General features: G+C 69.5%; 16 protein-coding genes. 3 read left to right on the forward strand and 13 right to left on the reverse strand.

Annotation, left to right across the window (positions count from 1 at the left end):
• The first annotated feature begins 119 nt into the window (after positions 1-119).
• Positions 120-2,051, forward strand: a complete 1,932-nt coding sequence (locus ACQPZQ_RS41450; protein WP_433289954.1) for a 2-oxoacid:acceptor oxidoreductase subunit alpha — start codon at positions 120-122, stop codon at positions 2,049-2,051.
• A complete protein-coding gene (locus ACQPZQ_RS41455) occupies positions 2,048-3,121 on the forward strand; it encodes a 2-oxoacid:ferredoxin oxidoreductase subunit beta (RefSeq protein ID WP_433289955.1) in 1,074 nt (357 codons plus the stop codon). The genes ACQPZQ_RS41450 and ACQPZQ_RS41455 overlap by 4 nt, the downstream gene beginning before the upstream one ends.
• A 74-nt stretch (positions 3,122-3,195) precedes the next feature.
• On the opposite strand, the gene ACQPZQ_RS41460 is transcribed toward ACQPZQ_RS41455, so the two are convergent.
• The gene (locus ACQPZQ_RS41460; protein WP_433289956.1) at positions 3,196-3,717 is read right to left on the reverse strand and encodes a hypothetical protein; all 522 of its coding nucleotides are present in this window, start codon (positions 3,715-3,717) and stop codon (positions 3,196-3,198) included.
• A 244-nt stretch (positions 3,718-3,961) separates the two neighbouring features.
• On the opposite strand from ACQPZQ_RS41460, the gene rarD reads away from it, so the two are divergent.
• Positions 3,962-4,891: an EamA family transporter RarD gene (gene rarD, locus ACQPZQ_RS41465; protein WP_433289957.1), complete on the forward strand. Its 930-nt coding sequence runs from the start codon at positions 3,962-3,964 to the stop codon at positions 4,889-4,891.
• Here the strand turns inward: rarD and ACQPZQ_RS41470 are convergent.
• From ACQPZQ_RS41470 to ACQPZQ_RS41525, 12 genes are all read right to left on the reverse strand, one after another.
• Positions 4,867-5,850, reverse strand: a complete 984-nt coding sequence (locus ACQPZQ_RS41470; RefSeq protein WP_433299633.1) for a polyprenyl synthetase family protein — start codon at positions 5,848-5,850, stop codon at positions 4,867-4,869. The two genes, rarD and ACQPZQ_RS41470, sit on opposite strands and share 25 nt — an antisense overlap.
• Before the next feature lie 98 nt (positions 5,851-5,948).
• Positions 5,949-7,526: an NADH-quinone oxidoreductase subunit NuoN gene (nuoN, locus tag ACQPZQ_RS41475; protein WP_433299635.1), complete on the reverse strand. Its 1,578-nt coding sequence runs from the start codon at positions 7,524-7,526 to the stop codon at positions 5,949-5,951.
• Positions 7,527-7,549: 23 nt separating this feature from the next.
• Complete coding sequence (locus ACQPZQ_RS41480; protein WP_433289958.1) at positions 7,550-9,217, reverse strand: NADH-quinone oxidoreductase subunit M; 1,668 nt, start codon at positions 9,215-9,217, stop codon at positions 7,550-7,552.
• Positions 9,214-11,124, reverse strand: a complete 1,911-nt coding sequence (nuoL, locus tag ACQPZQ_RS41485) for an NADH-quinone oxidoreductase subunit L (protein ID WP_433299637.1) — start codon at positions 11,122-11,124, stop codon at positions 9,214-9,216. Before nuoL ends, ACQPZQ_RS41480 begins: the two co-directional genes overlap by 4 nt.
• Before the next feature lie 179 nt (positions 11,125-11,303).
• On the reverse strand, positions 11,304-11,603 hold the full coding sequence (gene nuoK / locus ACQPZQ_RS41490) for an NADH-quinone oxidoreductase subunit NuoK (RefSeq protein ID WP_241037138.1): 300 nt from the start codon (positions 11,601-11,603) through the stop codon (positions 11,304-11,306).
• Positions 11,600-12,451 carry an NADH-quinone oxidoreductase subunit J gene (locus tag ACQPZQ_RS41495; protein WP_433289959.1) on the reverse strand — a complete coding sequence of 284 codons (852 nt, stop codon included), beginning with the start codon at positions 12,449-12,451 and terminating at the stop codon, positions 11,600-11,602. Before ACQPZQ_RS41495 ends, nuoK begins: the two co-directional genes overlap by 4 nt.
• The gene (gene nuoI, locus ACQPZQ_RS41500) at positions 12,448-12,990 is read right to left on the reverse strand and encodes an NADH-quinone oxidoreductase subunit NuoI (protein ID WP_344723221.1); all 543 of its coding nucleotides are present in this window, start codon (positions 12,988-12,990) and stop codon (positions 12,448-12,450) included. Before nuoI ends, ACQPZQ_RS41495 begins: the two co-directional genes overlap by 4 nt.
• Positions 12,983-14,275 (reverse strand): NADH-quinone oxidoreductase subunit NuoH, encoded by a 1,293-nt coding sequence (gene nuoH / locus ACQPZQ_RS41505; RefSeq protein ID WP_379658904.1) that lies wholly within the window; start codon positions 14,273-14,275, stop codon positions 12,983-12,985. Before nuoH ends, nuoI begins: the two co-directional genes overlap by 8 nt.
• Before the next feature lie 32 nt (positions 14,276-14,307).
• Positions 14,308-16,761, reverse strand: coding sequence for an NADH-quinone oxidoreductase subunit G (locus ACQPZQ_RS41510; RefSeq protein WP_433289960.1), 2,454 nt, complete (start codon positions 16,759-16,761; stop codon positions 14,308-14,310).
• The gene (gene nuoF, locus ACQPZQ_RS41515) at positions 16,758-18,101 is read right to left on the reverse strand and encodes an NADH-quinone oxidoreductase subunit NuoF (RefSeq protein ID WP_433289961.1); all 1,344 of its coding nucleotides are present in this window, start codon (positions 18,099-18,101) and stop codon (positions 16,758-16,760) included. Before nuoF ends, ACQPZQ_RS41510 begins: the two co-directional genes overlap by 4 nt.
• Positions 18,098-18,901 carry an NADH-quinone oxidoreductase subunit NuoE gene (gene nuoE, locus ACQPZQ_RS41520; RefSeq protein ID WP_433289962.1) on the reverse strand — a complete coding sequence of 268 codons (804 nt, stop codon included), beginning with the start codon at positions 18,899-18,901 and terminating at the stop codon, positions 18,098-18,100. The genes nuoF and nuoE overlap by 4 nt, the downstream gene beginning before the upstream one ends.
• A gap of 25 nt (positions 18,902-18,926) precedes the next feature.
• The gene (locus tag ACQPZQ_RS41525; protein ID WP_433289963.1) at positions 18,927-20,261 is read right to left on the reverse strand and encodes an NADH-quinone oxidoreductase subunit D; all 1,335 of its coding nucleotides are present in this window, start codon (positions 20,259-20,261) and stop codon (positions 18,927-18,929) included.
• Positions 20,262-20,274 lie beyond the last annotated feature (13 nt).

The raw sequence follows: 20,274 nt of genomic DNA on the forward strand, positions 1-20,274 counted from the left end.
CACCCGTACGAACGGTGAGGTGTGACATCCACCGGGGTGCGAGGACACTCAGACGTAGCGGGAGTTAACCTCCCAAGGCAAGCCTCAGTAAGCTCCGACGACCCGAGGACCGACCTCGAATGACTTCTGACACCGCCGTCGACCAGCCCACAACACAACCCGGCGGCGGCCCTGAGGTAATCCAGCGCGATCGAGTCGTCATCCGCTTCGCCGGTGACTCCGGCGACGGCATGCAGCTCACGGGCGACCGGTTCACCTCCGAGACCGCCGCCTTCGGCAACGATCTGTCGACCCTGCCCAACTTCCCCGCGGAGATCCGGGCTCCTGCCGGCACCCTGCCGGGTGTCTCGTCGTTCCAGCTGCACTTCGCGAACTACGACATCCTGACCCCCGGTGACCGCCCGGACGTCCTCGTCGCGATGAACCCTGCCGCGTTGAAGGCCAACATCGGTGACCTTCCTCCCGGCGGCGTGCTGATCGTCAACACTGATGAATTCAGCAAGCGGAACCTCGCGAAGGTCGGCTACGAGGCCAACCCGTTGGAGGACGGCTCCCTCGAGCAGTTCTCCGTGTTCCCCGTCGCGATGGCCACCCTCACCCGTGGCGCCCTCGAGGAGACGGGGCTGTCCAAGAAGGACGCCGAGCGGGCGAAGAACATGTTCGCGCTCGGGCTGCTGTCCTGGATGTACCACCGCCCGCACGAGGGCACGGAGCGCTTCCTCCGCGAGAAGTTCGCGCGGCGCCCCGAGGTCGCCGAGGCCAATATCCTCGCGTTCCGCGCGGGCCATGCCTACGGCGAGACCACGGAGGCGTTCGCGGTCACCTACGAGGTGGCGCCCGCGAAGCTCGACGTCGGCACCTACCGGCAGATCACCGGCAACACCGCCCTCGCCTACGGGATCATCGCCGCCGGCCAGGTCAGCGGCCTGCCGGTGTTCCTCGGCTCGTACCCGATCACGCCGGCGTCGGACATCCTGCACGAGCTGTCCCGGCACAAGGCGTTCAACGTCACCACGTTCCAGGCCGAGGACGAGATCTCCGGTGTGGGGTCGGCGCTCGGCGCCGCGTTCGGCGGCGCGCTCGGTGTCACCACCACGTCGGGTCCCGGCATCGCGCTCAAGTCGGAGACCATCGGGCTCGCGGTCGCCCTGGAGCTGCCGCTGCTGATCGTGGACGTGCAGCGCGGTGGCCCGTCCACCGGTCTGCCCACCAAGACCGAGCAGGCCGACCTGCTGCAGGCGATGTTCGGCCGCAACGGCGAGGCCCCGGTGCCGATCATCGCGCCGCGCTCGCCCGGCGACTGCTTCGACGCCACGCTCGAGGCCGTGCGCATCGCGGTCACCTATCGCACGCCGGTGCTGCTGCTCTCCGACGGGTCGCTCGCCAACGGCTCCGAGCCGTGGAAGGTGCCCGACGCGTCCACGCTCGAGGCCATCGACCCGAAGTTCGCCACGGAGCCGAACGCTCCCAACGGCACCGACGAGTTCTGGCCCTACCTGCGCGACGACGAGACGCTCGCGCGCCCGTGGGCCGTGCCCGGCACGCCGGGGCTGGAGCACCGCATCGGCGGTCTGGAGAAGGCCGACGGACGCGGATCCATCTCCTACGACCCCGACAACCACGACCGCATGGTCCGGCTGCGGGCCGCGAAGATCGACGGCGTCACCGTGCCCGACATCGAGGTCGACGACCCCACCGGCGACGCGGAGCTGCTGGTGCTGGGCTGGGGCTCCACCTACGGTCCGATCGGTGCGGGCGCCCGCCGCGTCCGCGCGATGGGCAAGAAGGTCGCCCAGGCCCACCTGCGCCACCTCCACCCCCTGCCGGCCAACCTCGGCGAGGTGCTCTCCCGCTACCGCACCGTGCTGGTGCCGGAGATGAACCTCGGCCAGCTGTCGGTGTTGCTGCGCGCCCGCTACCTGGTGGACGCGAAGAGCTACACGAAGGTCTCAGGCCTGCCGTTCAAGGCCGAGGAGCTTCAGGACGTCTTCCTGGACTACCTGAACCCGCACAGCATCAACCCGAATCGCATCAATGGGGTGCATGCATGACCGCGATCGACCTCGGGCTTCCGCAGCTCGGTGGGCTCGACGGCGTCCCGACGACCGACGAGAAGCAGACGGCAAAGGACTTCACCTCCGACCAGGAAGTGCGCTGGTGTCCCGGCTGCGGTGACTACGCCGTACTGGCCGCGGTTCGCCAGTTCCTCCCCACCCTGGGGATCAAGCGCGAGAACACCGTGTTCGTCTCGGGCATCGGGTGCTCGTCGCGGTTCCCGTACTACCTCAACACCTACGGGATGCACTCGATCCACGGGCGTGCCCCGGCCATCGCCACCGGCCTGGCCGTCACCCGGCCCGACCTGTCGGTGTGGGTCGTCACGGGCGACGGTGACGCCCTCTCGATCGGCGGCAACCATCTGATCCACGCGCTGCGGCGCAACGTCAACCTCAAGATCCTGCTGTTCAACAACCGGATCTACGGGCTGACCAAGGGTCAGTACTCGCCCACGAGCGAGGAGGGGAAGGTCACCAAGTCCACCCCGATGGGGTCGGTCGACCACCCGTTCAACCCGATCTCGGTGGCCCTCGGGGCCGAGGCCACGTTCGTCGGCCGGGCGCTCGACTCCGACCGCAAGGGTCTCACCGAGGTGCTCGGCGCGGCCGCGGCACACCGCGGCACGGCTCTCGTCGAGATCTACCAGGACTGCCCGATCTTCAACGACGGCAGCTTCGACGTCCTGCGGAAGGGCGAGGAGGCCACCGAGCGCCTCATCCCCGTCCGTCACGGCCAGCCCATCCGCTTCGGCCCCGAGGCCGAGGACGGGCTGGGCAGCTACGCCGTCGTCCAGGAGGGGTTCGGCCTGGGAGTGGCGAAGGTCGACGAGGTCGGCGCCGACAAGGTGGTCGTGCACGACGCCACCGACCACAACCTGGCGTTCGCGCTGTCCCGGCTGTCCGACCAGAACCTCACGCACACGGTCACGGGCATCTTCCGCAACGCTGAGCGGAGCACCTACGACGACGCCGCCAGGGCGCAGGTGGACGAGGCCCGCCGCGGCCGCACGGCCGACCTGCAGGCCCTGATCAACGGTCGCGACACCTGGACCGTCGCGGGCTGACGCACGCGAGAGACCGACCGCTTCGGGTCGGCCGACCGATCCGGTCGGCCGGCCCTTTGCGTTCGTGGCATGGGTCAGGGCGGCGCCGGCTCGACCGGGGCTCGCTGCGCCGGTATCTCGGACGGCATGGTTGCCCTGCGTGGCCGCTGGGGCGTGGCGCCGGCCTGAGCCCGTCCGTCCGCTCGTGCATCGTCCTTCGCACCGGCGGAGCCGTCCGATCCGGGACGTTCGGGGGACGGCCGGGACGCCGGAGCCACGCCGAGCCCATCGAGCGCGGCTGCCGCGGCCGCGCCGATGCTCCGGTGGCGCCGCGCGAGCTCCTGTTCGCGCCGGGCGACCTCCCGCTCGTGATCGAGCACCGCGAGAGCCGGGTCGGCGGGGGGTCGGATCGGTTCCTGCTGCTCGGTCGGTGCCGGGGTCGCGGGGCATGGGAGTGGCGGCGGTGGGCCCGACCACGGCGCCATTCCCGTGGGTCCGGGCAGGACCGTCGGGCGGAGTGGCACCGCAGGTCGCACGAACACCAGCCACGTCACACCGGCCCCGGCGAGGAACGCGATCGCGCACAGGAGCCACACCTGGCCGACGAGCCACCACATGTCGCTTCCCCCTAGAGACGACGATCTCGGCACGTCAGGACCCGCGCTCGCTACGCGCATCGCCCTCCCTCGATCGGACCATGTCGGAGGGTTCACCCGTGGGTGAAAGTTCTCAGCGAATCGACACGAACAGTGCACGGCCACCACCCGTTCGGCCCGAACCGTCTCCAGGAGCGGTGACCGGACGCAATGTGACGCCGGTGGCGCCAGGAGAACGCCCTGCGTCGAATGTTCTGATAGGAGGGTGACTGCCCCGTTCACCCATCTCGATCGTCGCGGCGTGCTGCTCGGCGTCGGGGCGTACGTGACGTGGGGGCTCTTCCCGGCGTTCTGGCCGCTCCTCGACCCGGCTGCACCGATCGAGGTGCTCGCCCACCGGATCCTGTGGACGCTCGTGCTGATGGCCGTGGTGCTGTCGCTGCTACACCGCTGGTCCGACCTGCGCGGGCTCGCGCTGCGCCACTGGTTGACGGTCACAGCGGCAGCGGTGTGCATCGCCGTGAACTGGGGCGTGTTCATCTACGGCGTCGCGATCGGGCATGTCGTCGAGATCGCGCTCGGGTACTACATGAGCCCCCTGGTCAGCGTGCTGCTCGGGGTCCTGGTGCTGCGCGAGCGGCCACGTGTCCTGGAATGGGTGGCGCTCGGTGTCGCCACGTCGGCCGTGCTGATCATCAGCGTCAGCACCGGCAGCCCACCGTGGCTCGGGCTGGCGCTGGCCGTCTCGTTCGGTTTGTACGGCCTGCTGAAGAAGTCGGTTCCCCTGAGCTCAGCTGCCGGTCTCACGGCCGAGGGCGTGGTGCTGGGCCCGCTCGCGGCCGTGCTGATCGTGGTGCTGCAGATCGGCGGGACCGGCACGCTCGTGAACCACGGTGCGTGGCACATCGTGCTGCTCATGGCGGCAGGCCCCGTCACCGCGCTCCCGCTGGTGCTCTACGGCGCCGCTGCCCGCCGGATCCCGCTCACCACGCTCGGCACCCTCATGTACCTGACGCCGACGCTGCAGTTCCTCTGGGGTGTGCTGGTCGTCGGCGAGGCGATGCCGGCCGTGCGCTGGGCCGGCTTCGCCCTGGTGTGGCTGGCGCTCGTGATCCTCACCGTCGACCTGGTGCGGGCCGCCCGAGCGGGTCGAGGTCGCCTGACGGAGCGTCAGCCGGTGCGATCCACCACGTAGGTGGTGAGGGAGGCGAGAGCCTCGGCGGCGGGGCTCTCCGGGAGCTTCCCGAGCTCGGCGCGGGCGCTCGCGGCCTCGGCGGCGAGCATCGTGCGTGCGCGCTCGAGCCCGGAACCCGTACGCAAGAGGGCGAGCGCCTCGTCGACCTCGGCGTCGTCGGTGAGCGGCCGCGCCAGCAGCACCCGGAGCCGGTCGGCGTCCGCACCGGTGTCCTGCAGCGCGTACAGCATCGGCAGCGTGAGCACGCCCTCACGCAGGTCGGTGCCGGGAGTCTTGCCTGACCTGTCCGAGGCCGACGCGATGTCGATGATGTCGTCCGAGATCTGGAAGGCGGTGCCGATCGTGGCCCCGAAGCGCTGCAGAGCGTCCACGTTCTCGGGCGGGCAGCCCGAGAACATGCCGCCGTACCGGCCGGAGGTGGCGATCAGCGACCCCGTCTTCTCCGCGATCACCTGCAGGTAGTGCTGCACAGGGTCCTCGCCCGGGCGCGGGCCACGGGTCTCCCGCATCTGGCCCGTGACCAGTTCGGCGAACGTCTCGGCGATGATGCGCACGGCGTCGGGCCCGAGATCGGCGACGAGCCGGGAGGCGTGGGCGAAGAGGAAGTCGCCGGTGAGGATCGCGACGCTGTTGTCCCACCGCGAGTTGGCGCTCTCCGCCCCGCGGCGCATCGTGGCCGAGTCCATGACGTCGTCGTGGTAGAGCGTCGCCAGATGGATCAGTTCGACCACGGCCGCGGCCGTGATCACCTCTGGCACGTCGGGGTGCGGCCCGATCTGCGCCCCGAGCAGCGTGAACAGCGGGCGGAACCGCTTGCCACCCGCATCGATGAGATGCAGCGACGTCTCGGTGACGAACCCGTAGTCGCTGCGCACCTCACGGCGCAGCAGCTCCTCGACCCTGTCCAGACCTGTGGCAGTGGCCGCGGCGAGCTCGGCGTCGCCGAGCTCGACACCCATAATCGCATTCGTACCCACGCACGCTCCTCGGTGACGCTCGTCGGCCGCCTCAGCGTCACTGCTGTGTTCAGTGTGAGCCCGCGAGCTCGATGACGTACCTACCCTACGAACCCGCCGCCACCTGCCCAGTCCAAGGCCAGTGTCGGAACGATTCCGAGCAGCAGTGTGATCAGCACACCGAGGGTGATGGCCGCGGTGGTGAACGCTCCGGGCACGGTGACGGTCGGACCGTCGACGGCAGGCTCGCTGAAGTACATCAGCACGATCACACGGACGTAGAAGAACGCGGCGACGGCGCTCGCCACCAGCGCGATCACCACGAGCGGGGCCATCCCGTCGGACAGCGCCGCGGAGAACACGGCGAACTTGGCGGTGAATCCGCTGGTCAGCGGGATTCCGGCGAGCGCGAGGAGGAGGAACGTCATCACGCCGGCCACCACCGGGGACCGCTTGGCGAGCCCGGCCCACTGGGAGAGGTGGGTGGCCTCGCCGTCGGCATTGCGGACCAGGCTGATCACGGCGAACACGGCGAGGGTGGTGAAGCCGTAGGCCAGCAGGTAGAACAGCGTGCTCGAGACGCCCTGCTCTGTGATCGAGATCGCACCGAGCAGCAGGAATCCGGCGTGCGCGATGGATGAATAGGCGATCATCCGCTTCATGTCGGTCTGTGTGAGACCGAGCACAGCGCCGATCACCATCGACACGATGGCGATCGCCCAGAGCACCCCGCGCCACTCCCACCGCGTGTCCCCGAAGGCCACGTGCAGCACCCGCAGGATGGCGCCGAACGCAGCAACCTTGGTGCAGGCCGCCATGAACGCCGTGACGGGCGTGGGTGCGCCCTGGTAGACGTCCGGCGTCCAGGTGTGGAACGGCGCCACCGAACCCTTGAACATCAGGCCGACGACGAGAAGGGCGAGCCCGCCGAGCAGCAGCGCGTCGGACCGTGCCGAACCGGCGGCCGCGGTGGCGATGTCGGTGAACCGCACCGAGCCCGCGTAGCCGTAGATCAACGCGAGGCCGTACAGGAAGAAGGCGGACGCGAACGCGCCGAGCAGGAAGTACTTGACCGCCGCCTCCTGCGAGAGCAGCCGCCTGCGCCGGGCGAGCCCGCACATCAGGTAGAGCGGGAGCGACAGCACCTCGAGCGCGACGAACATCGTGAGCAGGTCGTTCGCGGCGACGAACGCCATCATCCCGCCGAGCGCGAACAGCGTGAACGGGAAGACCTCGGTCTGCATGGTGGGCGCGAGGCCCGGCGTGCCGTAGGAGCGGTCCTCCGGGAGGTCGAGCCGTCCGCCGCCGCCACCGCCACCGCCGGCACCAACCGCGGCCCGCGACGCCGCCGAGGCGATGAACGCGCCGCCGGGCTCCACGGAACGGTCGGCGATCAGCAGGATGCCGCCGAGGCCGAGCGCGAGCAGCGTGCCCCACAGGAAGAGCGTGGGCCGGTCCACCGCCAGCGCGTCGGCCAGCGTGGTGATGCCGTCGGGCGTGCCGCCTGCGTACAGGCCGAGCGCGAGCCCGGCCGCGCCGACGGCGACGATCGACAGCGTCACCTGGGCGGGCCAGCGCTGGTGGCGTGGCAGGAACGCCTCCACCAGCACGGAGATGCACGCCGCGGCGAGCACGATCAGCAGCGGCGCGATCGCGGCGTAGTCGATGGGCGGCGCCATGAGGGGCGCCTGAGCCAGGCTGCTCACCGGGACTGTCCTCCCACCGGGTCGGTGAGACCCACTTCGTTCATGGTGGCCACCACGGACGGGTTGATGACGTCGAGCACCGGACCCGGGAAGAACCCGAGCAGGACGATCAGCACGATCAGCGGCGTCAGCACGCCGATCTCACGCTTCGACAGGTCCGGGAACCCGGATCCGCCGCGCTTGGCGGCGACGCCGGGGTCGAGCATGGTGCCCGGGCCACCCGCCGACGTACTTCCTCCCGCGGAGGCGGCAGTTGGTACCGCTCGCTCCAGCGCGCCGAGGACGGCGGCGCCGCGCACCGGGCCCTGCATGGTGCGCTGGTACATCCACAGCACGTAGAGCGCCGCGAAGATGATGCCGACGGTGGCCAGGATCGTGTACACGGGCTCGCGCGGGTAGGAGCCGACGAGCACCAGGAACTCGCTGACGAACGAGTTGGTGCCCGGCAGCGCCAGCGACGAGAGCCCGGCGAGCAGGAACGTGCCGGCCAGCAACGGGGCGAGCTTGTGGACGCCCCCGTAGTCGGTGACCAGCCGCGACCCGCCGCGCGCGATGAGCAGGCCGACCACGATGAACAGCATCCCCGTGGAGATGCCGTGGTTGACCATGTACAGCGTGGACCCGGCGAAGGCCTGCGTGGAGAACGCGAAGATCCCGAGCGCGATAAACCCGAAGTGCGCGATCGAGGTGTAGGCGACGAACCGCTTCATGTCCGTCTGGCCCACCGCGAGCAGGCCGCCGTACAGGATCCCGATCACGGCCAGGGTGAGCACCAGCGGCGCGAGCTGCTGTGACGCGAGCGGGAACAGCGGGAGGCAGTAGCGCAGGAAGCCGAAGGTGCCGACCTTGTCCAGCACGCCGACGAGCAGGACGCCCGCGCCGACCGGTGCCTCGGCACCGGCGTCGGGCAGCCAGGTGTGGAACGGCACCAGCGGTGCCTTGATCGCGAACGCGACGAAGAAGCCCAGGAAGAGCCAGATCTGCGTGGACTCCGGCAGTGACGCCGCCATCCGTTGCAGTTCGGTCCAGGTGAAGGTGCCCTGCCCGAGCTGCTCGCCGCTCGCGACGAAGAGGCCGATCACCGAGGCGAGCATGATCAGCCCGCCGAGCAGCGAGTACAGGAAGAACTTGACCGCCGCGTACTGCCTGCGCGGGCCGCCGAAGCGCCCGATCATGAAGTACATCGGGATCAGCATGGCCTCGAAGAACACGTAGAACAGGAACACGTCGGTGGCGGCGAAGACGCCGACCAGCAGGCCCTGGGTGGCGAGCAGCAATGCGAAGAAGCCCGACCTCGTGCGGCCCTCCGGGAGCTTCTCCTCCCAGGAGAAGGCCATCACGATCGGCACCAGCACGGCGATCAGCGCGAGCATCACCAGCGCGATTCCGTCGATGCCGAGCGCGAACCGTGTGCCGAAGGCGGGGATCCACGGCACCGAGAGCTCGAACTGGAACCGCGTGCCGCTCGCGGCGTCGGCCACCGAGTAGGAGAGCCAGGTGATCGCGGTGATCACGAGCTCCACCAGCGCGAACCCGAGCGCGACGAGCCTGGCCAGCCGCGGGTTCTCCTTCATCGGCGCCACCACGAGCGCGCCGATGAGCGGAAGGAGCAGAAGAACGAGGAGCAACACGCTTCCTCCTGAGTTCACGGAACCGGCGTTCATGCGAACCGCACCGCCAGGAGCGCCGCCACGACGAGCACCGAGCCGCCGAGCATCGACAGCGCGTAGGAGCGCACGAACCCGGTCTGCAGCCGGCGCAGACGGCCCGAGCTACCACCCAGGAACGCGGCCGTGCCGTTGACCAGGCCGTCGACCCCGCGGTTGTCGACGTAGACCAGCGCGCGGGTGAGCCAGGTGCCCGGCCGCGCGATGAGCGTCTCGTTGATCGCGTTGGCGTACAGGTCGCGCCGGGCCGCCTGAACGGGAAGCGACACCGGCTCGGGACGTTCGACGGGTGTGGGCCGCCTGCCGACCAGCAGGTAGGCGATCAGCACACCCAGCGCGGCGAGCACGAGGGTGAGGATCGTGACCTCGGTGTGCGACAGGGCGGCGTGCTCCGGCTCGACCTGCTCACCGACCGACGGGGCCAGCCAGATGGCCAGCACGTTGTTGTAGGTGAGCAGGAAGCCTGCGAAGACCGACCCGATCGCGAGCACGATCATCGGCCCCGTCATCGAGGGCGGCGACTCGTGCGGGTGGTACTCCTCGCCGTCGGCCGTGCGGAGCTTCTCCCAGCGCTTCTCGCCGAAGAAGGTCATCAGCATCAGGCGGGTCATGTAGAAGGCGGTGATACCGGCCGCGATCGCGGCCGAGAGCCCGAACACCCAGCCCTGCCAGCCCGGAGCCGTGAACGCGGCCTCGATGATCGCGTCCTTGGTGAAGTAGCCGGACAGGCCGGGGAAGCCGATGAGGGCGAGGTAGCCGAGGCCGAACGTCACGAACGTGATCGGCATGTACTTGGCCAGGCCGCCGAACCTGCGCATGTCGACCTCGTCGTGCATCGCGTGCATGACCGACCCGGCACCGAGGAAGAGCCCCGCCTTGAAGAAGCCGTGGGCGAGCAGGTGGGCGATGCCCAGTGCGTAACCGACCGGTCCGAGGCCGACCGCGAGGATCATGTAGCCGATCTGGCTGACCGTGGAGTACGCGAGCACCTTCTTGATGTCGTCGTAGGCGCAGCCGATGATCGCCCCGATCAGGAGAGTGATCACGCCGACGAGCGTGACGACCAGCCTGCCCGTCTCCGTGAGGTTGTAGATCGGGCTCGCCCGCGCGATCAGGTAGACGCCGGCCGTGACCATCGTGGCCGCGTGGATCAGCGCCGACACCGGAGTGGGGCCTTCCATCGCGTCCGGCAGCCAGGACTGCAGCGGGAACTGGCCGGACTTACCGCAGGCACCGAGCAGCAGCAACAGCGTGATCGCGATCAGCGCAGGCGTGGAGACCTCGCCGATCCGCTCGAACACCTCGGTGTACTGGAGCGTGCCCAGCTGCGTCCAGAGCAGGAAGATCGCAAGGGCCAGCCCGACGTCACCGACGCGGTTCATCAGGAAGGCCTTCTTCGCGGCGGTGGCCGCGGACGGGCGGTCCTGGTAGAAGCCGATCAGCAGGTAGGACGCCAGACCGACGCCCTCCCAGCCGAGGTAGAGCATCACGAAGTTGTTGCCCAGGACGAGCAGCAGCATCGCCGCGACGAACAGGTTGAGCTGCGCGAAGAACCGCCGCCTGCCAGGGTCGTGGCTCATGTAGCCGACCGAGTAGATGTGGATCAGCGATCCGACACCGGTGATCAGCAGCACGAAGGTCAGCGACAGCGGGTCGAGCCGCAGCCCGAAGTCGATGTGCAGGGAACCGACCGAGATCCAGTCGTAGAGCGAGAGCTCCCGCGTGCGTTGCGCAGGGTCGAGCGACACGGTCTCGAGGAAGATCAGCAGACCGACGACGAACGACGCGACCACGGTGAGCACGCCGAGGATGTGGCCCCACGCGTTCGCCCGCCGCCCGGCGACGAACAGCACGAGTGCCCCGAGCGCCGGCAGCGTGAACAGCAGCCAGGCCAGTGAGGCCATACCGGTGGCTGCACCGACCTCCGGAAGCTCGGTGGCCTGGGCCAGCACGGCGGTCACCGCGGGCTCCGGGCGGTGGCCGCGCCGATCACGGCACGGACGTCACGAGTGGGCGCCGGCCGACGACGTTCGCGCCGGGACCGCGGCAACTGGTGCGGGGTGAGCACGGGGAGCTCCTAGTCTCAGTACTTCAGCAGGTTCGCGTCGTCGACCGACGCGGTCCGGCGGGTGCGGAAGATCGACATGATGATCGCGAGACCGACCACGACCTCGGCGGCCGCCACGACCATCACGAAGAACGCCATCACCTGGCCGTCGAGCTGGCCGTTGATCCGCGCGAACGTCACCAGGCTCAGGTTCACGGCGTTGAGCATCAGCTCGATGCACATGAACACGACGATCGCGTTGCGCCGCACCAGCACGCCCACCGCGCCGATGGAGAACAGCAGCGCCGAGAGCAACAGGTAGTAGGTGGGGCTCACCGGGTCTCCTCGGAGGTGTCGTCGGTGGACCGGGAACCGGTGAGGGCGTGGGCGTCCGGGTGCGGTTCGTCGACGGGCTCCACGCGGGTGCCGTCGATGATCGCCGAGAGCGACTCGGGGGCGATCGAACCGTCCGGCAGCACGGCCGGGACGGCCACCGAGTTGGCCGTGGCGTACACACCGGGACCGGGCAGCGGCGAGATCCGGTCGTGCTCGCCCCGGAGCCGGGCTTCGACGGTCTCGCGCTGGCCGCGCTTGGCGTGGCTCTTGCCCTGCGCGAACGCCAGCACCATCGCGCCGAGCGCCGCCGTGATGAGCAGCGCGGACGTGAGCTCGAAGGCGAAGAGGTACTTGGTGAAGATCAGCGCGCCGAGCCCGGTGACGTTGCCGCTGTAGCCCGCGCCGTTCGCGGCGAGCCCCACCGACGTGACGGCGGTGAGCGAGCGCCCGATGGCGGCCACCAGCAGCACCGCCAGCCCGACGCCCAGGCAGAGCGCCGCCAGCCGCTGACCGCGCAGCACCTCGACGACCGAGTCGGAGCTGTCCCTGCCGACGAGCATCAGCACGAACAGGAACAGCATCATGATCGCGCCGGTGTAGACGATGATCTGCACGAAGCCGAGGAACGGCGCCTGCTGCACGATGTAGAAGACAGCGAGGCAGAACATCGTGCCCACCAGCGCCAGCGCCGAGTGCACGGCGTTGCGGGCGAACACCATGCCGAGCGCGCCGGCCAGCGCGATCGGGCCGAGAATCCAGAAGACGACGGCCTCGCCGACACCGACGGTGTCTGCCGAAGGGGCGCTTGCGGCCGCGAGCATCGGCAGTGCTTGCGCGAGCACACTCATCTGACCTGCTCCCCCACCGGGTCGGTCTCCGGGTTCTTCCGCGCCAGCTGCGGACCCTGGACGTAGTAGTCCTGCTCGTCCTTGCCCAGGCGCATCGGGTGCGGCGGCTGCTCCATGCCGGGCAGGAGCGGCGCGAGCAGCTGCTCCTTCGTGTAGATCAGGTCCTGCCTGTTGTCATCGGCCATCTCGTAGAAGTTGGTCATCGTCAACGAGCGGGTGGGGCAGGCCTCGATGCAGAGCCCGCACCCGATGCAGCGCAGGTAGTTGATCTGGTAGATCGCGCCGTACCGCTCACCCGGGGAGTAGCGCGCCTCCTCGGTGTTGTCCCCGCCCTCCACGTAGATCGCGTCGGCCGGGCAGGCCCAGGCGCACAGCTCGCAGCCCACGCACTTCTCCAGCCCGTCCGGATGCCGGTTGAGCTGGTGGCGGCCGTGGTACCGCGGCGCGGCCGGGGGGAAGTTCTCCGGGTACTCCTCGGTGACGACCTTCTTGAACATCGTCGAGAAGGTGACACCGAAGCCCTTGAAGAACTCAAACATCGTCGGTCTCCTTGGAGGAACCACCCGTCAGAACCGGCTTTCGTTCCGGTTCGGCGTCCATTGCGCGCGGGCGTAGCTTGTGGCGCGACGGTGTGGGCACCGTCAGGTCCAGCGGTGGCACCGGGTAGTCCGAGGCCAACTCGATCACCGGTTCCTCGACCCGGCGGTCGGGCACCAGGAACGCCACCACCAACACCACCGCCAACCCGATCCCCACCGCCACCAGCAACGTCGTGACACTGCCCGTGCCACTGGTGCGATAGGTACGGATCGCGAAGATGATCAAAATCCACAACAGGCTGCCCGGGACCAGCACCTTCCAACCCAGGCGCATGAACTGGTCATACCGCAACCGCGGCAACGTCCCCCGCAACCAGATGAACACGAACAAGAAGATGAACGTCTTGATCAAGAACGCCACGAACTGCAACCACCCGTTGGCATTGAGGAACGACAACGGCCACGGCCACTGCCCACCCCCCAAGAACAACGTCGTCGCCATCGCCGACACCGTCACCATGTTCACGTACTCGGCCAGGAAGAACAGCGCGAACTTCAACGACGAATACTCGGTGTGGAACCCACCCACCAACTCCGACTCCGCCTCCGGCAAGTCGAACGGCGCCCGGTTGGTCTCCCCCACCATCGAGATCACGAACACCACGAAACTCGGCGCCAGCAACAGCAGATACCACCCGCTGCTCTGCGCCGACACGATGTCCGCCGTCGACAACGACCCCGCGTACAGGATCACCCCGACGATCGACAGCCCCAGCGCGATCTCATACGAGATCACCTGCGCCGCGCTGCGCAACGCCGCCAGCAACGGATACGGCGACCCCGACGCCCACCCGCCCAGCACGATCCCGTAGACCCCGATCGACGAGCACGCCAGCACCACCAGCACACCCACCGGCAGATCCACCAACTGCAACACCGTCGGCTCGCCGAAGATCGACACCTCGCCACCGAACGGGATCACCGAGAACGCCACGAACGCCGGAATCGTCGAAATCACCGGCGCAATGAAATACACCCGCTTATCGGCCATCACCGGCATGATGTCTTCCTTGAACGCCAGCTTGAGCCCGTCGGCGAGGCTCTGCAGCCAACCGCCCGGGCCCACCCGGTTCGGGCCCGGACGCTGCTGCATCCGACCCACCACCTTGCGTTCCAGGTTGATCATGAACAGCGTGAGCACCACGCCGATCGCGAAGAGCGCCACGACCTTCAGGATGATCAACCAGATCGGGTCGTCCGCGAGCAGCTGCTGCGTGCGCGTCATGCCGGGTTGCGCCTGCGCGAGCAGGTTGGTGGTCATGCCGTCACCCCCACAAGGTCACCGTGACCGGCTCCGAGAACACTGCGCACGTGGCTCCCGGCCGAGTTCGCCGGCAGCCACACCACTCCGTCCGGCAGGTCGGCCAGTGCCACGAGTAGCGAGACCGCACCGCGGTCGGTGCGCACCGTGGCCGGCTCACCCTCCACGAGCCCGAGCCGCTCGGCCGTGGCGGCGTTGAGCCGCGCGTACGCGGGCCGGGCCGTGCCCGCCAGTGCAGGCTCGTCGACGGCGAGCGCGGCCTCGTCCACCAGCTGACGCCAGGTGGCGAGCACCGCCTGACCGAAGCCGGGGCGCAGCGGCTCGACCGGCGGCACCGACGGGGCAGCGGAGGTGGCCCGTGCCGCGAAGCCCAGGCGGGCGAGCTCTCCGGCCGCAGCGGCCGGCGTCTGCGTGAACAGGTCGACGTCCATCTCGACGGCCAGCGTGTCGAGCACGCGGCAGTCCGGAAGCACGCCGCTCGCGTCGAGGGCGGGCCCGAACTCGCGGCGCCTGCCCTCCCAGTTGAGGTAGCTGCCGGAACGCTGGGCGTCCGGGGCGACCGGGAGCACCACGTCGGCCAGCTCCGTGACGGCCGAGGCGTGCATCTCCAGGCTGACCAGGAACCCGACCTCCCGCAGCCCGGCGAGGGCGGCGGCGGGATCGGCCAGGTCGTGCGGGTCGAGCCCGCCGACCACCAGCGCGGCCAGCTCGCCGAGGGCGGCGGCCGCGAGGATCTCGTCGGTGTCGCGCCCCGGAGTGGCGGACAGCGTGCCCGCCGCGAGGCCCCATGCCGACTCGACCTCGGCGCGCGCGGCTGCATCGGCGACGGGACGGCCTCCCGGCAGGAGCGTGGGCGCTGCGCCGGCGTCGAGCGCGCCGCGCTCACCGGCCCGGCGCGGCACCCAGCCGACGGCGGCACCGGTGCGGGCGGCGAGCGCCGACACGGCGGAGTACAGACCGGGAACCTCGGCGGCGCGCTCACCGACGAGGATCACACCGCCGCCGGTCAGCGCCTCGACGACGTCCGCCGGGAGCTCGCCGAGGACGGCCGCCTCGGCGCCCGGCACGGAACGGACCAGGTTGTCCTTGGCCGCCGGGGCGGCGGAACCGAGCTCCAGCGACGTGCGCTCCACCGCGGGCGTGGTCCACTGACCGAGGTGGTACACCCGCTGACCGTGCTTGCGAGCCGCCTTGCGCAGCCGCAGGAAGACGATCGGCGACTCCTCCTCCGGCTCGAACGCCACGCACAGGACCGCGGGCGCGGCCTCCAGGCGGGCGTAGTCGAGCGTCTCGGGACCCTGGCCGACGACGTGCGCGGCGAGGAACTCCAGCTCCTCGCCCGAGTGCGGGCGGGCCCGGAAGTCGATGTCGTTGGTGTGCGCAGCGACGCGGGCGAACTTGCCGTAGGCGTACGCGTCCTCGACGGTCAGCCGGCCGCCTGCGAGCACCCCGATGCCGCCCTCGCGGGCGGCGAGGAGGCCCTGCGCCGCAGCGGTGAGCGCCTCGGTCCACGACGTCTCGGCGAGCACCCCGTCGGCACCGCGGACCATCGGCCGGGTGATCCGCTGCGGCGAGCGGAGGTAGCGGAACGCGAACCGCCCCTTGTCGCAGTTCCACTCCTCGTTGACCGCAGGGTCATTGCCTGCGAGGCGCCGCAGCACCGTGCCCCGCCGGGTGTCGACGCGCTGGGCGCAGCCCGACGCGCAGTGCTCGCAGACCCCGTCGGTGGACACGAGGTCGAACGGGCGGGAGCGGAACCGGTACGCCGCGCTGGTCAGCGCCCCGACCGGGCAGATCTGGATGGTGTTGCCGGAGAAGTAGCTCTGGAAGGGCTTGTCCTCGGCCACGCCGATCTGCTGGTGCGCACCGCGCTCCAGCAGGTCGATGAACGGGTCGCCGCCGATCTCCTCGGAGAACCGGGTGCAGCGCTGGCAGAGCACGCAGCGCTCGCGGTCGAGCAGCACCTGCGTGGAGATCGGGAGCGGCTTCGGGAACGTCCGCTTGGTCTCGACGAACCGCGAGTCGGTGCGGCCGGTGCTCATCGCCTGGTTCTGCAGGGGGCACTCGCCGCCCTTGTCGCAGATCGGGCAGTCCAGCGGGTGGTTGATGAGCAGGAGCTCCATCACCCCCTCCTGGGCCTTCTTGGCTACCGGGGAGGAGTGCTGGGTCTTGACGACCATGCCGTCCGCCACGGTCATCGTGCAGCTGGCCTGCGGCTTCGGCATCGGCCGCCCGCCCATCTCCACCTCGACCAGGCACTGGCGGCAGGCGCCCGCGGGGTCGAGCAGGGGATGGTCGCAGAAGCGCGGGACGATGATCCCCAGCCGCTCGCACGTGCGGATCAGCAGCTCGCCCTTGGGCGCGTCGACCTCGAGGCCGTCGATCGTGAGGCGGACGTGGCCCTCGGGTACGGGCCGCGCCTCCTTCTTCTCCTCAGGAGCGAGTGTCATGCCGTGGCTCCGGTCAGCTCGGCCAGCTGCTCCGGACGTGCCACCGCGGGTTGCTCGGCGATCAGGTCCAGGAACTCCTGGCGGAAGTACTTGATGGCGCTCGTGATCGGGCTGGTCGCACCGTCACCCAGAGCGCAGAACGAGCGGCCGAGGATGTTGTCGCAGATGTCGAGCATCGTCTCGACATCCGCCTCGGTGCCCTCGCCGTGCACCATGCGCTCGAGGATCTGCACGAGCCAGTAGGTGCCCTCGCGGCACGGGGTGCACTTGCCGCACGACTCGTGCTTGTAGAACTCCGTCCACTTCATGACGGCCCACGGCACGGAGACGGTCTCGTTGAAGACCTGCACCGCGGTGGTGCCGAGCATGGAGCCGGCAGCGGCCGCGCCCTCGAAGTCCAGGGGAACGTCGAGGTGCTCGGCGGTGAAGATCGGGGTGGAGGAACCGCCCGGCGTCCAGAACTTGAGCGGGATCCCGTCCTTCATCCCGCCCGCGAGCTCCAGCAGCTGGCGCAGGGTGATGCCCAACGGCGCCTCGTACTGGCCGGGCTTCTCCACGTGCCCCGACAGCGAGTAGATCTTCGGGCCGGGGCTCCTCTCCGAGCCCATCAGCCGGAACCAGTCACTGCCGCCCTGAACGATCGCGGGAACCGAGGCGATCGTCTCGACGTTGTTGACCACAGTGGGCGAGGCGTACAGACCAGATGTTGCCGGGAACGGGGGCTTGAGCCGAGGTTGACCGCGACGACCTTCGAGCGAGTCGAGCAGCGCCGTCTCCTCGCCGCAGATGTACGCACCGGCACCGGCGTGCACCACGATGTCCAGATCGAAGCCGGAGCCGAGGATGTTCGTGCCGAGGTAGCCCTTGGCGTAGGCCTCCTCCACGGCGCGGCGGACCCGTCGGATGCAGTGCAGCGCCTCGCCACGCACGTAGATTGCGCAGAAGTTCGAGCGGATCGCGTAGCACGTGATGATGCAGCCCTCCACCAGCGAGTGGGGGTCGGCCATCATCGTCGGGATGTCCTTGCAGGTGCCCGGCTCGCCCTCGTCGGCGTTCACCACGAGGTACTTGGGCTTGGCGCCCGGGCCGGTGGCCCCCTGCGGGATGAAGCTCCACTTCATGCCCGTGGGGAAGCCGGCTCCGCCGCGGCCGCGCAGACCGGAGTCCTTCACCAGTTGGATGAGCTGGTCGGGCTGGGCAGTGAGCGCGTGGCGCAGCGCCTGGTAGCCCTCCAGCTGCTCGTAGGTGTCGATCGACCACGAGCGGGGCGAGCGCCAGCGACGCGTGAGCACCGGGGTGAGCGGATCGGGCGCCGGCGGATTCGTCTGGGCAGTGGTCATGACTTCTTCTCCGGGAGATCCGGTAAGGCGGGAGGGGCGTCGGGCATCGACGGGGCGACCCATCCGCGGTCGGCCGCGAGCTGAGCGCCGCGCACCGTCTCCGGCGCGATCGACGGGCCTTCGACGCTGCGCTCGAGGTCGGGGAAGATGCCGGCCAGCTCGAGCTCCACGGTCCTGAGGTCCGTCAGCGGCGCGCCGCGGGTGGGGGCGGGCCGCTCGCCGCGCTGCAGCGCGGCGACCAGTTCCTCGGCCGACTCCGGCGTCTGGTTGTCGAAGTACTCGTAGTTGACCTGGAGCACCGGAGCGAGGTCGCAAGCGGCCAAACACTCTGCGTGTTCGAGAGTGATGGAGCCCGGCGTACCCGGCTCACCCGCGGTCTCCTCGTGTCCGACTCCGAGCTTGTCGGTGAGTCGCTTGTAGATCTCGTCGCCGCCGAGAGCCGCGCAGAGTGTGTTCGTACACACGCTGACCAGGTGTTCTCCGCACGGCCTGCGCTTGTACATTGTGTAGAAGGTGGCTACCGCGGAGACCTCGGCGGTGGTCAGTTCCAACGCTTCGGCGCAGAAGCGGATCCCGTCCTGACTGACGAAACCCTCCACCGACTGCACAAGATGCAGGAGCGGGAGGAGGGCCGACCGTGACTGGGGGTAGCGCCCGATGATTTCCTTGGTGCGCTGCCGCGTCAGCTCGTCGAAGACGGGGGACACCGGCGACGGCTCCTGCGTCACCGGCTCCCACACGACCTCTTCCGGCGCGGTCAGCTCGCCGTACGACTCCGGGGTGCCTTCCGGCAGCGTCATCTCGCTACCTCACTCGCGATCTCACTCAACGGTCCACGCCTCCCATAACGGGGTCGATCGAGGCGACCGCGGCGATGACGTCGGCGACCATGCCGCCCTCGCTCATCGCCGGCATCGTCTGCAGGTTCACGAAGCTGGGGTCACGGACGTGGACGCGCAGCGGGCGCGTGCCGCCGTCCGACACCAGGTGGCAGCCCATCTCGCCGCGCGGCGACTCGACCGCCGAGTAGACCTGCCCGGCCGGCACGGAGAAGCCCTCGGTGACCAGCTTGAAGTGGTGGATCAGCGACTCCATCGACTGACCCATGATCTTGCGGACGTGCTCGAGGCTGTTGCCCATGCCGTCCGCACCGATCGACAGCTGCGCGGGCCAGGCGATCTTGCGGTCCGCGACCATGACGGGCCCCGGCTCCATCTTCGCCGCGGCCTGCTCGATGATCTTCAGCGACTCGTGGATCTCGGCGACACGCAGCCGGTAGCGCGCGTAGCAGTCCGCCTCGGTGGCCGTGGGGACCTCGAAGTCGTACTCCTCGTAGCCGCTGTACGGCTCGACCTTGCGCATGTCCCACGGCAGGCCCGCCGCCCGCAGGATGGGCCCGGTGGCACCGAGGGCGAGGCAGCCGTCGACCGGCAGATAGCCGACGTTCTCCAGGCGCTGGCGCCAGATCGGCTGGCCGGTGAGCAGCTTGTCGTAGTCGGGCAGCCGCTGCTTCATGATCTTGACGAAGTCGGCGACCTTCTCGGCCCAGTCCTCCGGGAGGTCTTGGGCGAGACCGCCGGGCCGGATGAACGCGTGGTTCATGCGCAGCCCGGTGAGGAACTCGAGGAGGTGCAGCACCTCCTCGCGCTCGCGGAACCCCGCCGTCATGCCGGTGAGCGCGCCCAGCTCCATGCCGCCGGTGGCGAGGGCGACCAGGTGCGACCCGATCCGGTTGATCTCCATCAGCATCACGCGGGCCACCTGCGCGCGGCGCGGGACCTCGACGCCCAGCAGCTTCTCCACACCGAGGCAGTAGGCGGCCTCGGTGAAGAGCGGCGAGAGGTAGTCCATGCGCGTCACGAACGTGACGGCCTGGGTCCAGGTGCGGAACTCGCAGTTCTTCTCGATACCCGTGTGCAGGTAGCCGATCACCGACCGGGCCTGCGTCACCGTCTCGCCCTCGAGCTCCAGCACCAGCCGCAGCACCCCGTGGGTGGACGGGTGCTGCGGACCCATGTTGATGACGATGCGGTCGTCGTGCTCCTCGTCGAGGAACGTGTCCCAGTCGCCACCGGTGACGGTGTAGACCGTGCCCTCGGTGGTCTCGCGCTGCGATGCGTACGCGTCCGGAGCAGGAGCGTCGTCGCGGATGTCCGTCATGTCGCCGCCTCCG

The sequence above is a fragment of the Pseudonocardia sp. CA-142604 genome (assembly GCF_050948475.1).
Taxonomy (GTDB): Bacteria; Actinomycetota; Actinomycetes; order Mycobacteriales; family Pseudonocardiaceae; genus Pseudonocardia; species Pseudonocardia alaniniphila.